Raw genomic sequence first — 14,468 nt, 5'->3', positions numbered from 1 at the left:
CTATGGTGTTAATGGTTGTTGCTGGTGTTGCAGCGTTTTAATTGTGATCGTGTAGTTATCAATCAAATGGTGGAAAGTGATCGTTCCATTGAGCTTATCTTTATTGCTGTACTGGATATCAATGACTTTAACGCCGTTATTATTGAAAAGAGCTCTGGAGTAGTCGTTATCAATCATTTGCCACCTTACCTCATTTAGTGAGGCTTCCCAAGCAGAACTCGGCCAGAGCGTGATCATTAGGTTAAATAGCACCTGCTCTGGCGCCGGAAGTGTTGAGCCTAAACCGGGGAGAACATCACTGGTTATCCCAGCTTGTTGATAGTTTAGCGATAGAATCCGTGTTCCCCAAGATGAAAATCCCGCTAATACTAACTGCTCTTGGCTGACTTGCAGTTGCACTGGTAATTGTTGAGTTTGGCTTTTTTCGCCCGCGGTCCATTTCGCCTCAATTAACTGACTCGCGCTTAGTGAAAGCCCCAGCGAGCGCGGCGTGGGAAGAGTGACGCTAGTGCCACGACTTATCTCGACCTGTGGCGTTGAAATTTGTGGCTCTGACGCACAGGCGCTGAGCATCAGGCTCAGGATCAACACTAAAACAGAGTTACGGGTCTTCATTTTTTATCCTGATCGATGATGGCAAGGGGTGAGAGCAGCCAAGCGACAAAAATCCCACTGAGCACGGTAATACCAAAACTATGAATGGCGTGAGTTTGACTGAGTGCCAACAAACCAAATGACAGCAGTGTGGTCATGGCAGAGAGGCTAATGGCGAGCAGTGTACTCGGACTACGTGCTTTTTCAGCAAAAAATAGTGTGTAATCGATACCTATCCCAACGATGAGAATAAGCGCCAGCAAATTGAACAAATTGAGTGTCGAGCCAAGCGCGGAAGCCGTGGCTATCCCCGCTAAGCAGGCGATCACCGAAGGCAGCAGAATCAGTAGCGCATGTTTCCAACCATAACGCTTAGTCAGTAGAATGCCAATTAAGCTCACAGCCAGCAGCAGTAACTCCATCACTTTTAGTCGATACTCAGCAAACAATGTGGAAATTTCCTCGGCTTTGTTGAGGTAGCTAATGTCAGAATGGTCTTGGGCAAATGCTTTGACGGTTGCCAGCTGTTGAATGCCATTTAGAACCACAACGGCAGCGACTTGTTGGTCAACCTGGCCAATGTAGAGAAAACGAACCGGCTCTGAAACCGGATGGGCGAGGTAGTCTTGCAGCGTCATAGGCGCAAGAGGTTGGGTTAAACTCGGTACGTTGCTCAGTTTTAGGGCGCTCGCCAACGCGGTGGCTTGCGTGTCGTAAAGCGTGGCAATTAACTGGTAATTATCAGACTGCGTCGCTTGCGATGGCAGATATTGAGCCAAACTCTGATAGTGGCTAACAACGCCACTCATTTGCCACTGCTCCAGTGTGCTTGAAAGTGATTCGAGTCGTTGCAGGAGTGCTTCATCATCCCTAGCTGTGACGACCAACATCTGTTGCGAAGACGTAACGCCACTGATTTGAGCGATTCGTTGTTCTTGTTGTTTCAACTCAGTTGGCATGGCCTGTAGCTGGTGAATGTCGTCGTCATAATGGAGCGCGCTCAGCGGCAGTAAGCTGATACCTAATACCAGCACAGGCAAGCCCAACTTGATCCATTTTCCCGACCATAACGTCAGCCATCGCTGAGACAAAGTGTGGCCTGGTAATGGACGACTTGCACTTGGCTTTACGGCCAGAACCGGGTACCAAGCGACCACCGTGGCGTAGGCGGCAATCAAACCGACGGACGAGAAGAGTGCCAGTTGCTGTAAACCTGGGAACGGGGCAATCAACATGCCTAAGTAGCCGATTAAACTGGTCACAAGCCCCATGGTAATGGCCGCAAAAATATGCTTGAGCCCTTGGCGGCTATCCCACTGATTACCAGCCGCTAATCGTTCTGTCAGGTAGTGGAAGGCATAGTCAATCGAGACGCCAATCAGGCTGGCACCAAACACCAGACTAAACAAGTGGACAGTGCCGAACAGCCAAGTGGTGATCGCGAGGGCGGATAACAATCCGACCCCGATAGAGAGCAGCGCTAATATCAGCGGTACTGGACTTCGAAATACGGCAATGATCAATATCACCACACCAAGCAGTGAAAACAAACCGATAGTGCTAATTTCTGATTTGGCACTTTGGGTGCCAAATTCGGCATAAAACAGGACACCAGTATGATCAATATCGGCTTGATATTGTTGGCGAATGGTTTGCTCAATATCGTTTATTGTAGTGACACCTTGCTGGGCATGGAAGCTGTATGGTGAATCATGCAAGGTGGCGCTGATCAGCAAATATTGTTGACCTTGATATTCAGCTGACAAGAAACCGTTGTTGATGGTAAAGGCGGAGTTGAGCGCAGTGAGCTGGGATAAGTAATCACGAAATAACAAAAAAGGGTCACTGATTAGCTCTTTGCCAGTCACACCTGAAAATGGGTTGTAAATGGACTGGATAACGTACTGGGTTTGTTGTTGTGGGCTTGTCGTTAAACGTGCTCGCTGTTCGGGCGTTAGCTGCTGAAAACGGTGTTGGAAATAATAACTGGCCCACTGATTTTGCTGCTCAGAATTAATTTTACCCACCACATCACTAAACAGCCCGCTATCGACCAAGGACCGCTCAAGCTGAGCGGCGGCTGAATAGAGGGATGGTTGGTTGTTGGCGCTAACCATAAACACGACTTTATCGCTCAAGTTATTGGCGACAGTTTCAAAAGCTTGCTCTGCAACGGGGCTTTGTTGATTTTTTGGCAATAACTTAAGGATGTTGGTTTCAATCGGCGATTGTGGCGATGTTAGCCATTGGTTCGCCAGCAAAGCGATAAACAACAATACCAGCGAAAGCCACGCTAGGGCGATCTTGTGCTTGATCGTGAAACGATTAGAAGCTGAATTGGGCTTGTTCAGCATCAGTTAAAGTCTCTGGTTGATGAGTTTGATTCGAGAATTGAATTTCCGTTTTGTCACCACGAATCTCTTGCAAGGTCAGCGCGTCGACTTGTTGTTGGCCGTTTAAGGTAATCGATGAAAATACGACATTAAGCGGTGCTTGACGAGGTGTTAGGATTAAGCGCCAGCCTTGTGAACTGCTACTAAAATCAAGATCGAACTGCGTTTTTAGCGCATCCGTGTCGCCGTGAAAAACAGCCAGAAATACCCGACTAAAATAGAATGCCATCGGGTTATCCTCAGCCTTGATCACTTGCGGCGCTTGATCGGCGAACGTCTGGCGCAGCTTATCTTGGGTCAGAACCAGATTGACAGCAAAGGGGCTGTGTTGTTGCCACAACAAACCTTGCTGTTTACTTAAGGTAAACTCACCCTGTGAAGAGAGCGGCTGTGCAAACATTTCAAGATGGCGACGTTGGGTGAATTCGCCACGTATAACACTGTGTTGCGCCAGTCGGGATTCAAGCTCATCAAGGTTGCTCACCTTACCCCAACAAAGTGGAGACAGGGCGAGTAGGGTGAAGAATAGGCGTGCTTTCATTCGCTCAATCTCCCGTACTTGTGCCACTGCTCAACTTTATCGATAAACACCTTCGGTGAAGCAAAACACATCTCTTGCTGTTTGATTGATACCGCGACTTGAGTGGTGTGGGCTTTGCACATTCGTTGGCCGCTTTCGGCGTCATAAATGATGTAGTCAACGCGCAGGCGGTTTTCCCATTCAGTGAGCTTGGCACAGACGCGAATGGTGTGGTTAAACGCAATCGCTTTGACATACTTAACCCGAGTGTCAATGATTGGCCACATATAGCCAGAGTCATTCATTGCCAAATAGCCATATTCAATTTTATCCATCAGTACGCGGCGCGCTTCCTCAAAAAAGCGAAAGTAGTTACCGTGATAGATAACACCCATCGGATCGGCATCTTGGAATGAGGTGATTAATGTCACCTCAGATTCAAGTGGGAATTGAGTCTCTTGTTGCATTAAGCCTCCGGATAAAGCGGCCAATGGCGCTGCTGAATATGCGCAATGAAATGGCGTAAATCGTGCTCAAGTGGGCGATCTTCTACAACAAACTCAAACTCGCTTAAAACGGCATCACGAATCGCCTTTAAGCTTTCACTCATGTGGTGTTCATCAAGCTCATTGTGGCGGCGACGAATTTCAATGGCTTGGACGCTTGCCAGTAAAGATGCTGCTGCGACCTGCTCTGTGAGTTCTAAAACGCGTAAACAGTCACGGGCAGCGATGGTGCCCATGCTCACTTTGTCTTGATTGTGGCACTCGGTTGAGCGTGAAAAAACACTTGCCGGCATGGTGTTCTTTAGGGCTTCTGCGGTCCAAGCTGAAATACCAATTTGTACGGCTTTAAAACCGTGATTGATCGGCTTTCGTTCACCTTCAGCGCCAGTTAAATTAAACGGCAAGCCGTTGTTGAATTTGTAATCCATCAACTGCGCCATTTGACGATCCAAGAGGTCTGCTAGATTCGCTATTCCTGTTTTTAGCGTATCCATCGCCATGGCAATATGACCCCCATAGAAATGGCCGCCATGCAAAACACGTTCATTGTCGCCATCGATAATTGGATTGTCATTGGCGCTGTTGAGCTCGTTTTCAATCATTGAACGTAGCCACGGTAGCGAGTCTTGTACCACACCAATGACATGAGGGGCGCAGCGCAGAGAATAGCGATCTTGCAAACGGTCACTGTTGCGTGGTGGTCGTTCGGCTTTTAAATCATCGCGTAGCCAAGCCGCGACTTGCTGCTGACCTGGGTGAGGTTTAACCGCAAACAAGGCTTCATCGAAATGGAAATCGTTGCCGTGCATACCGACTGAAACCAACGCGGTGATCTTGGTACACAGCTGAGCAAGGTACTCGGCACGTTTATAGGCTAAACAGGCGAGCGCCGTCATTACTGAGGTACCATTCATCAGCGCTAAGCCCTCTTTAGGTTTTAGCTGAATGGGCTCAATACCAAGCTTGGCAAATACCTCGGCGGTTGGGTGCATTTCATCTTGATAGATCACCTCTCGCTCGCCAATCAATACTGCCGCTAGGTAAGACAGGGGGGTTAAATCACCACTTGCTCCCACCGATCCTTCTTGCGGGATGCGTGGGGCAATGTCTTGATTAATCAGTGTCACAATCTGATTAAGTAGATCGTGGGTCACGCCTGATACCCCTTGTGCAAGTGAACATAAGCGTGTTGCCAACACGGCGCGAGACTGTTGATGAGTCAGCACGTCGCCTAAACCGCAGCCGTGAAAGCGGGTTAAATGCAGTGGCAGCTCATCGACCAAGTTGGGCGGAATGGCCACCGTGCATGAGTCACCGTAACCCGTTGTCACGCCATAAATTACGCCTTCTTCTTGGAGTAATCGTTCAAGAAACGCCACACCACGATCAATTTTGGCGGTAAAGTCGGGTGAACTATTGAGATGAGCGTTGGCACCTTGGGCAATGGCCACAACGTCTTCAATGGTGAGCGCTTGGGCGCCAAAAGTGATGGTGTTGTTATTTTGCATCGTCATCTTGCTGATTACTTAAAGTCCAGAAATTGAAAAAATTATACCACTGTAGCGGGGCTTGCAGGGTGTAGTGTTCAAGACGGTTCGCGTAGTCCTGTACGACTTGCGCTAGCGCTTGTTGGCGCGTTTGACGAGGTAGAACGATTTGGTCGCTAAAATGCTCGAAATAGACATTAAAATGCGGCTTTTTGCGCGAGTCATCACGTAAGCCAAATAGAAGGTAAACGGGCGCTTTTAATACTGAAGCTAACATAAAGGGGCCTTGCGGAAACGGCGCCGCTTGACCTAAAAAGTTGGCCCACACCGACCGGCTCTCTTTACTGGTCGAGGTGCGATCGCCGACGATGACTACCCACTCGCCCTGTTCGATTTTTTGTTGGAGTAAAATCGCGGTGTCTGGGCCCATGGAGCTGACTTGGATCAGGTTGAGCTCTGAATTTGGGTTAACCGCTTTCATCACGCGATTAAAACGTTCGGCATGTTCGGTAAACACTAAAGCATTAATTTTGACATCGGCGTGCCTGCGGCCCAACGCGCGACACAGCTCGATATTACCTAGGTGAGATCCCAGCAGCACCACGCCTTGCTGTTGCTCGACCATAGATTGAAAATGTTCTTGGCCATGAATCGTGAGATTATCAACACTAAAATCGCCTTTCCAAGCAGCCAGTTTATCGAGCATAGTGTGACCAAACGACAGTAGGTGATGGTAACTGTCGAGCTTGGCTGGCAAGTGCAGCGAGTTTTCCTGTGCGTATTTCTTTAACTGATTCAGATAGAGTTGTGACGCTTGTTTGGCCTCTTTGCCGGTAAGATGGTAGTAACCAATCACGACCTTGAGAATTTGATTAAAGACTGCCCGTCCTAGTACGCTGTAAACCGCCAGCATCAGTTTAATGCCCAAGATCGTGCCTTGCTCTTGACGTTTTGACCAATGTGCGTTGCTCTGTTGTGCTCGGCGGCGGTTACGAGCCACTAGCTTAGGGATTCTTGGTAACATGGCGAAAAACAAATTGGTATGCATCCAACTGATTTTGACGTTATCCCACAATGCATCAAAGTGGGAAATGCCACCTTGTGGGTAAATGACCCGTGTTTCGACAAACTCAATCTCGACCTCTTCCCAATACATCCGCACTAAGATCTCGATATCGAAATCCATTCGAGTGCCGATAGCATACTTATCAAGCACGGCGACCGTTTTGGCTACTGGGTAAGCACGAAAACCACACATGCTGTCTTTAATCGTCAGTGAGAGCGTCTCTATCCATACCCAGATATGCGTTGCGTAGCGCCCGTAGAGTCGCGCTTTAGGTACGCTGTCATCATAGACAGGTTGGCCTGAGATCAAGTGGGTCGGGCAGGCTTGCGAACGCGCAATCAGTTTTGGTAAAGCATCGATATCATGTTGACCGTCAGCATCAATTTGGATGACATGGCTGTACCCAAGCTGGTGGGCATGGCGGATACCTGTCATTACGGCGCCACCTTTACCTTGGTTGTCGGGCAAGGTAATCAAAGTGATCGACTCAAGTTCCGTTAAGGTGTGCAACGCTTGTTTAGTTTCGCTATTACTGCCGTCATCAACCACGATAAAAGGTAAGTTAAAAGGTTTGAGAGATGACACCACGTCGGCAATCGTGCTGCCGTGGTTATAACAGGGGATAAGGAAACAGGCTTGATAATCATTCACGTTAACCACCTAATTTCATTTTGCCCGATGAGTGGGTGACTAACCGCTGCGCTTGTTGTGAGCTATATTTGAACGTCAGTTTCTGTTTGTCGCTATCCCAATTGAGGTCGAGAGTGACTTCGGCATTTGGCAAGATAGGTTCTTGAAACTTAATCACTTCCATACCTTTGAACTTTTTAGGCGTGTTTAAGTAGCGAATTGCGTAATGCAGCGCCCAATCGATTTGGGTCACACCTGGCAACAACGGAAAGTGCGTAAAGTGGCCGCGAAAATCGAGAATATCCGCATCCACTTTAAAGCTGAGTGTTGCCTGATCTTTAACGGTTTGCGCCTTAAGCAGCGTGGGTTTTCTTTTTTCCATGTCGTTATTCATTATTCTGCTTGGAAATGTTGTTCTATTTCAGCCACCAGGCGTTTGCCTTGGCTGTTGAGTGGTATTTCATCGACAATGCGATATTTACGTGGAATAGCAATGGGTTCTAACCAGCCGCGTAGCGCCTGACGCAGTGCGAGCCAAAATTTCCCTTTGCCTAGCTCAGCCAGTTGTGCTTCACCTAAAGTGGTCACAACGATGACGGCGCAAAGTGACAGTCGGTTGCCATCCATCATGGCGACCACCGCGCTTTCTTCAATCCACTCTAACTGTTCAAGGCGTTTTTCCACTTCAACCAGAGAGACGCGCTTCTCTTCAATTTTAATGATGCGATCAGTACGGCCTTTCAGATCAAAGTGGACTGTATCATGGAAGTGACAAGCATCGGCAGTTTGATACCAATTGTTGCCATCAATATGTTCGGCGCGCAAACGTAAGCATTGTTCACGGTTAAGGTCAGCTTCAATATTAGGAAATAAGCGCCACGGTGTAGCCGCAGTCTGCTGTTGACGATAGGCAATACCGCCAGTTTCCGTGCTACCGAACACCTCAATTGGCAAGTGGCCAAACAGTGTCTGACTATGTTGCGCAGCGTTAGTGCTTAGTGGACCTCCAGAGGAAAACAGGCAACGAAGAGGTGCACTGTTGTGCTCTTCGGATAAGCGTTTTAATAGCGCAGGACTACTGATCAGCACGCAATCTTGGTGTGCACGATGTGTCACTTGCTCAGGAAACTCTAAATTGTGAATCGCAAAAGGGCGACCTGCACACAGAGGCCATAACAAGCGAAACAGTAAGCCATAAATATGTTGATGAGAGACGGTACTCTCGATTCGTGACCCGGCCATCTTCTCTCCCCACAAGGACTCTAGAAGGCAAATCTCACTGTTGAGCTGTTGTAAGCTCTTGCTAATGGCTTTGGCTTTACCACTTGAACCAGAGGTAAAGAGAGTGAGTTCAATCGCCTCGGTGGATAATGCCGTCCATGCAAATTCGCCACTTAACTTGCATTGGGCCAGCGAGTCTTGATTGATCAGCACGCGGTTGATTTGATCGGCAGGAGCAATGACATTATCGTGCAACAACACATCATAATGAGCGCTAAGTTCCCGCACGGCTTCAGGTTGATAGTTTCCGGGCAAAACAATCACTTTTCCTGCATAACAGCTGGCAAAAAAATGTACAGCAAATAAGTAGCTGTTGCCAAAACAGAGCGCGACTCGTTGCCCTGACTGTAATTGCAGGAATTGTGCCTGACTGGCGACGTGTTGTTGGAATTGTGGCCATGCAATTTGGCTGTGATGATCGAACGCGACAATCGATGATGAATCACGTGGTGCTTGCATTAAGCTTGCAAGGCAAGAAAAGGAATCCATCATCGGGTTATTGGTCCTTACGAATAAACTGGCGCACAATCCACTCAATCGCAAACAGAGCACCAGCCAACAGGTAGCTGATTAGGCCATTATACAACGTCCACAACTCGAGCGAGTGAAAGCAGGTGTACAGGGCAAACAGGCCATTGAAAACGAAAAATAGACACCACACAGCGGTCACTTTTCGCGTGTAGGCGACGCCGCTTGCAGGTAGGTCGGGCTGTTGCAATCTTGCTAATCGTTCAATGATGGTTTGCGACTGCTTGAAGCTTGACGCAAAGACAATCAGCATGGCGAGGTTGACCACCACGGGGTAAAAGGTCAGCCAGCCGTACTGTTTGAAAGCCATGCCTAAAGCCACCAGTGAGATGCCAGTGATCGCACTTATCCGAGCAACATACTTAAGTTCTTTAAGTTGGGAACGTTGCACAGAGAATAGGCGGACTCCCAAGGCGGCGATGAGTAGTATCCCCACCATGGAAAGGCCATATTGTTCGATACCGAAGTAAACGGCGAACGGATAGGCAAGCAGCACCACTGCAGACAAAACTGTCAGCAATTGGCGCATTAGGCTTCCTTGAGAAGCTCGGTAACCGCGTTAACGACGTCGTCAACGGTTCGCACTGCGCTAAATTCGGCAGGCTTAATTTTTTTGCCCGTCGCATTTTGTAGGTGAACGACTAAGTCCACCGCATCAATACTGTCGAGGTCAAGGTCTTGATAAAGGTGCGCCTCAGGTACAATGTCTGCAGCGTCAATTTCAAATAATTCTTCAAGCGCGTCTTTAACTTGCTCAAATACTTGCTCTTTATTTACATCTGTCATGAAAGTACCTACGGATTATTCCCCAGTTTGTGCAGAAATATAGTTGGCCAGATTACTAACCGAAGCAAAGTGCTGACGAGTATTTGAATCATCGGCATCAATGACAATGTTATATTTCTTTTTGATCGCCAAACCTAGCTCTAGTGCATCAATAGAGTCCAATCCTAGACCATCACCAAATAGCGGTGCATCCGTTTCAATATCGTCAATGGTTAAATCTTCGAGATTGAGGGCGTCAATAATAAGTTGCTTGATTTCGTTATGTAGTTTTTCCACTTGGGCCTACTTTTAGTTCTGTATTTTCTGGAAACAATGTCTTAGCCAGATGCTGTTGTAAACGGCGAGCCGCAATTGTTGGAGACGTAGTTTGCTCTATAAATGGCTCCACCTCAACTTTATCCTTAACTTCAACAAGGAAAAAAGGCTTAATCGTCGGGACTTGATACCACTTTTTCTCTTTTGTGAGAAAACTCGGAGAAACGCTGATATGAATGAGGCGTAAATCGCGGCGAGTACGCACGGCGATTTGTGCTGAGCCCCGCTGCAATTTTGGCGTCACGCCAGGAGTGGTGCGGGTACCTTCAGGAAAGACCAGCAGCACATTGCCTTGTTCAAAGCGGTGTTCACACAGCGATAACAGGTCATCCGGTGCTTCGTTAGGAATGTAACCAGCCGCTTTAACAATATGTTTCATAAACGGGTTGGCCCAAATTGCTGACTTGACCAAACAGTCACAGCGTTCAAGCTGCGAAGCGATAAGAACGTAATCGATAAGGCTAGGGTGATTGGCCACGATCAGACAGTTGCGGTCTTGCTTTAACAAATCGGCACCGATGATTTTATAATCGATTGCGCCGGTGAACTTCATCAGTCGGCAAAACAGATCAAATGAGCGCTGAATTGCCCCTTGAACGCGATACTCTCTTTGCGTTTGATTGCGTGTCACCACTTTGATGGCTGGTACCACGATGAAACTAAGAAATAATCCGCCGAGTCCAAAGACGCTAAAACAGAATCCAGTAGCCAACACACGCCAATATCGATTGATCATAGTTGTTGCTGCCATGTCCAAGTGTGTTGTGGTGCCCGAATCTGAAATTGTGACTGGTTGAGCAAGTAGTGACGAAGAAACGCTAACCCTTGAGGCAGGGCCGTTGGGTCAAATTCGTGGCTTGCGTGCTGGGTTAAGGTAAATTGTTCACCGTGTGAGAGCAGCAAACCTAGCCCGTAGCCTTGGTAATCTTGTTGTTCAAATTGTTGATAGTCGTCTGGTAAAGGTTCATCAAAATCAATGACTAGTACTTTACTTTGTGGGTAGCTGTTTAAGTAGAGCCAAGCCTCGAGAATCGCACTTTGAAAGGTGTTTTCAGCGGCGGCAATCGAGGTCAACGGAATGGCTTTTTTGGTCGCGATTGTGGCAAGCCCTGCTGCGGTATTGTGTACCGATTGAGAAAATGCCATTGGTGAGGCATCTTCACCACGTAATATATCGTTGACCAAGGCAACGCTGCGTTGTAGCTCACCATGTCGACTGGCAAAAACTAGGTAATCAACAGGGTACTGATTTAACAACTCAATCGTGGTTTGCACCGCAAGTTTGCTGAGTTGGCTCATGCGGCGACGCATCATGGCGGGAATGGCGCTAGCATCGCACTTACCTTCGCTAGGCCACTGCAAACTATTTGCCCACGTTTCCCACTCATGAGACAGTGATAGTCCGGTAGAATGCGCAAGCCATGCGTCGATGTTGAATGAAAGTTTGATATCTGAATTTGACATAGCTAATTGAATTGTTGTGATTACAGCGAAATACTATTACAGATTTAAATACTCCCCTCTTAGGAAATATAAATATGTCACCATTAAAGTTACTTAGCTCATTAATCTTAGCTTTATTACTCGTTGGTTGTGGGCGTGTTCAGCCTGTAATGAACGTTGAGGATACTCCAGTTACTTATAATCTTCAAAGTAAACAAGTAAAGATGGCAATTATGCAGGCTGCGACCAAACGTGGGTGGATTGTTACTGAAGTCAATCCTGGTGAGTTGTTGGCCAAACTTCAAGTTCGCTCGCACTATGCAGAAGTGAAAATTCCATTTAATGACAAATATTACTCGATTCTTTATCTCAACTCAGTAAATCTAAAATCATCTGATGGCAAAATTCATCGCAATTACAACCGTTGGGTAAATAACCTCAATGTTGATATTAAGCGTCAGTTGGCCTTAACCGCCTCTGGGCAGTAATTGAATAGATAATAGTTAGGTTTTTCGTGGTTCAAGAAAATACAGATCCATTTAATGCGTTAGAAGCAAAAACAGAAGCACAAAAGCTCTCGTTTGCGCCGATCGTGTTTCATACTGCGCGCACTCTGCGCGACCTCGGTATTTTATCAGCGCTCGACAAGTTCGGTGAGCAGGGATTAAGTGCCGCTGAAATTGCCCAGCAAACGGGTGTCTCTGAATATGGGGTAAAGGTGCTGCTCGACATGGCGATCAGCGCTGATATTGTTTTGTGGCGCAAGCCTAATTATGTGTTAGCCAACCTTGGCTTTTTTCTTCTTCACGATGGCATGACCAAAGCCAATATGGATTTCACTGCGGATGTTTGCTACGCCGCGATGATGCATTTGACTGAGGCCATCGTCGAGGGAAAACCGGCTGGTTTGAAGGAGCTTGGCAACTGGGAAACCATCTATCAAGGTCTCTCTCAGCTTCCCGCTCAAGCGAAGCAGAGTTGGTTTGAATTTGATCATTTCTACTCTGACCGTTCGTTTCCCGTCTTATTAAAAGAAGTGTTTAAAAACCAACCAAAAACCTTAGTGGATATTGGCGGCAATACTGGTAAATGGGCAGTGCAATGTTGTGGTCATGACAGCGACGTTAATGTCACTATTGTTGATTTACCGCAACAGCTTGAAATGGCGATGAAAAATGCGGCCGAGCAAGGTTTTGCGCAGCGTGTGCATCCATTCCCTGCGAATATGCTTGATAAATCTCAAGCGCTCCCACAACAGGCCGATGTGTGGTGGATGAGCCAGTTTCTTGACTGTTTTTCACCAATGGAAATCCTCAGCATTCTCAAACGTGTCAAAACGCAATTGCGCCAAGGGGACGTGGTTTATATCCTAGAACTGTTTTGGGACGCGCAGAAATACCCTGCCGCTTCGTATAGTCTGAACGCTACCTCGCTTTACTTTACCTGCTTGGCCAACGGCAACAGCCGATTCTATCGCAGCGAAGACTTCCTAGAGATCGTTGCCGAAGCTGGCTTGGTGGTTGAAACACGCACAGATAACATCGGTCTTGGCCATACTTTATTAAAGTTAATATCACAATAAGCCGACCTTGATGCGGTGAGCAAACAAAGAAATAATAAAATGAATAAACAAGTTACCCAAGTTGTTGTGGTTGGTGCAGGCCCTTCTGGCTCAACCGTTTCTGCCCTGATTCATGCACAGAATATTGATGTCATAGTGATTGAAAAGTCGCAATTTCCGCGCTTTTCGATCGGTGAAAGTTTATTGCCAGCTTGCATGGAAGTGATCGAGCAAGCAGGCATGCTCGACGCCATCAACCATTGCGGTTTCCAATATAAAGATGGTGCGGCGTTTCGTCGCAATGGGGTTTATACCCAATTCAATTTTAACGACAAATTTACCGCAGGTCCGGGAACAACGTTTCAGGTACAGCGCGGTCAGTTTGATAAAGCCTTAGCCGATAGTGCCGCCGAGCAAGGGGTTGAAATTCGCTATCAGCATGAATTGAAGTCGCTTGAGTTTGTTGGCGATCGCTCTGTGCTGACGGTGTGTGATGAGCAAGGGGAGACGTATCAAATTGAGGCCGATTACGTGCTCGATGCGAGTGGCTTTGGACGTGTTCTTCCACGAATGTTGAATCTTGAGGAGCCGTCTTGCCTGCCACCACGCAAAGCGATTTTTACCCACATTGTCGATAACATTTCTGCGCAGGATATCGAGTATGACCGCAATAAGATCCTGATCTCGGTTCATCCAGATAATCATGATGTTTGGTATTGGTTAATTCCGTTTTCTAACGGCGTCTGTTCCTTCGGTGTGGTGGGTGAGCCCGAATTCTTTGAGCGCTATCCAGACGACAAAATTACCGCACTTAAACAGCTCGCCAATGAAGAGCCGGGCTTAGCCAAGCTACTTGCTCATGCCCAGTACCCAAATCCGGCTGGGGAGCTTGGTGGCTACTCTGCAAACGTTAAACATTTAGCTACCCAGCATTATGCGCTGCTTGGTAATGCGGGCGAATTTTTAGACCCAGTCTTCTCATCTGGGGTGACGATTGCAATGAAATCGGCTCAATATGCGGCCGAATGCGTGGTACGTCAGCTTAAGGGGGAGTCCGTCGATTGGGATAAGGAGTATGCGCAGCCCTTGATGGTGGGAGTAAACACCTTTAGAACTTATGTGGAAGGTTGGTATAACGGCCGCTTACAGGATGTGATCTTTTATCAAACGCCTAACCCGAAAATAAAACAGATGATTTCGTCAATTCTTGCTGGCTACGCGTGGGATACCAATAATCCATACGTTAAAAATAGCGAGCAGAGATTAGCGACACTGGCTGAGTTTGTGCGCGAGGATCTCAGTCGCTAACGTTTGGTTTAACTTAAGGGGTTATATTGGCGAGATCGGTTTTTTTTGCT

General features: G+C 47.4%; 16 protein-coding genes. 3 read left to right on the top strand and 13 right to left on the bottom strand.

Annotated elements, in window-relative coordinates:
• The 13 genes from ViNHUV68_RS15305 to ViNHUV68_RS15245 are packed head-to-tail and all read right to left on the bottom strand — an operon-like array spanning position 1 to position 11,570.
• Positions 1–615 (bottom strand): DUF3261 domain-containing protein, encoded by a 615-nt coding sequence (locus ViNHUV68_RS15305; RefSeq protein ID WP_391091368.1) that lies wholly within the window; start codon positions 613–615, stop codon positions 1–3.
• Positions 612–2,948 carry an MMPL family transporter gene (locus tag ViNHUV68_RS15300; protein ID WP_391091366.1) on the bottom strand — a complete coding sequence of 779 codons (2,337 nt, stop codon included), beginning with the start codon at positions 2,946–2,948 and terminating at the stop codon, positions 612–614. Before ViNHUV68_RS15300 ends, ViNHUV68_RS15305 begins: the two co-directional genes overlap by 4 nt.
• Positions 2,920–3,528 (bottom strand): LolA-related protein, encoded by a 609-nt coding sequence (locus ViNHUV68_RS15295; RefSeq protein ID WP_391091364.1) that lies wholly within the window; start codon positions 3,526–3,528, stop codon positions 2,920–2,922. The genes ViNHUV68_RS15300 and ViNHUV68_RS15295 overlap by 29 nt, the downstream gene beginning before the upstream one ends.
• Positions 3,525–3,974 carry a thioesterase family protein gene (locus tag ViNHUV68_RS15290; protein ID WP_038173293.1) on the bottom strand — a complete coding sequence of 150 codons (450 nt, stop codon included), beginning with the start codon at positions 3,972–3,974 and terminating at the stop codon, positions 3,525–3,527. The genes ViNHUV68_RS15295 and ViNHUV68_RS15290 overlap by 4 nt, the downstream gene beginning before the upstream one ends.
• A complete protein-coding gene (hutH, locus tag ViNHUV68_RS15285) occupies positions 3,974–5,527 on the bottom strand; it encodes a histidine ammonia-lyase (protein ID WP_038173291.1) in 1,554 nt (517 codons plus the stop codon). Before hutH ends, ViNHUV68_RS15290 begins: the two co-directional genes overlap by 1 nt.
• On the bottom strand, positions 5,511–7,217 hold the full coding sequence (locus tag ViNHUV68_RS15280) for a glycosyltransferase (RefSeq protein WP_391091362.1): 1,707 nt from the start codon (positions 7,215–7,217) through the stop codon (positions 5,511–5,513). The genes hutH and ViNHUV68_RS15280 overlap by 17 nt, the downstream gene beginning before the upstream one ends.
• A gap of 1 nt (position 7,218) precedes the next feature.
• On the bottom strand, positions 7,219–7,578 hold the full coding sequence (locus ViNHUV68_RS15275; RefSeq protein WP_038173574.1) for a 3-hydroxyacyl-ACP dehydratase: 360 nt from the start codon (positions 7,576–7,578) through the stop codon (positions 7,219–7,221).
• A gap of 11 nt (positions 7,579–7,589) precedes the next feature.
• Positions 7,590–8,969 (bottom strand): AMP-binding protein, encoded by a 1,380-nt coding sequence (locus tag ViNHUV68_RS15270; protein WP_391091360.1) that lies wholly within the window; start codon positions 8,967–8,969, stop codon positions 7,590–7,592.
• 4 nt (positions 8,970–8,973) lie between these two features.
• Positions 8,974–9,534 (bottom strand): hypothetical protein, encoded by a 561-nt coding sequence (locus tag ViNHUV68_RS15265; RefSeq protein WP_038173286.1) that lies wholly within the window; start codon positions 9,532–9,534, stop codon positions 8,974–8,976.
• Positions 9,534–9,791 carry an acyl carrier protein gene (locus ViNHUV68_RS15260; RefSeq protein ID WP_038173283.1) on the bottom strand — a complete coding sequence of 86 codons (258 nt, stop codon included), beginning with the start codon at positions 9,789–9,791 and terminating at the stop codon, positions 9,534–9,536. Before ViNHUV68_RS15260 ends, ViNHUV68_RS15265 begins: the two co-directional genes overlap by 1 nt.
• A gap of 15 nt (positions 9,792–9,806) precedes the next feature.
• Positions 9,807–10,067 (bottom strand): phosphopantetheine-binding protein, encoded by a 261-nt coding sequence (locus tag ViNHUV68_RS15255; protein WP_038173281.1) that lies wholly within the window; start codon positions 10,065–10,067, stop codon positions 9,807–9,809.
• Complete coding sequence (locus ViNHUV68_RS15250; RefSeq protein WP_051686485.1) at positions 10,051–10,857, bottom strand: 1-acyl-sn-glycerol-3-phosphate acyltransferase; 807 nt, start codon at positions 10,855–10,857, stop codon at positions 10,051–10,053. Before ViNHUV68_RS15250 ends, ViNHUV68_RS15255 begins: the two co-directional genes overlap by 17 nt.
• A complete protein-coding gene (locus tag ViNHUV68_RS15245) occupies positions 10,839–11,570 on the bottom strand; it encodes a beta-ketoacyl synthase chain length factor (RefSeq protein ID WP_391091357.1) in 732 nt (243 codons plus the stop codon). The genes ViNHUV68_RS15250 and ViNHUV68_RS15245 overlap by 19 nt, the downstream gene beginning before the upstream one ends.
• A 74-nt stretch (positions 11,571–11,644) precedes the next feature.
• Between ViNHUV68_RS15245 and ViNHUV68_RS15240 the strand changes: the two genes are divergently transcribed.
• From ViNHUV68_RS15240 to ViNHUV68_RS15230, 3 genes are read left to right on the top strand one after another with little or no spacing between them, the layout of a single operon-like run.
• Positions 11,645–12,037 (top strand): hypothetical protein, encoded by a 393-nt coding sequence (locus ViNHUV68_RS15240; protein ID WP_038173279.1) that lies wholly within the window; start codon positions 11,645–11,647, stop codon positions 12,035–12,037.
• Positions 12,038–12,063: 26 nt separating this feature from the next.
• The gene (locus ViNHUV68_RS15235; protein ID WP_391091355.1) at positions 12,064–13,131 is read left to right on the top strand and encodes a methyltransferase; all 1,068 of its coding nucleotides are present in this window, start codon (positions 12,064–12,066) and stop codon (positions 13,129–13,131) included.
• Positions 13,132–13,170: 39 nt separating this feature from the next.
• Entirely contained in the window at positions 13,171–14,418 is a 1,248-nt protein-coding gene (locus tag ViNHUV68_RS15230; RefSeq protein ID WP_391091353.1) for a tryptophan 7-halogenase, read from the top strand.
• The last annotated feature ends 50 nt before the right edge of the window (positions 14,419–14,468 follow it).

It is taken from the genome of Vibrio sp. NH-UV-68 (assembly GCF_042940635.1).
Taxonomy (GTDB): Bacteria; Pseudomonadota; Gammaproteobacteria; order Enterobacterales; family Vibrionaceae; genus Vibrio; species Vibrio pacinii.
Note: the sequence above shows the minus strand (reverse complement) of the source record. Positions and strands in the feature narration are given on the sequence as shown.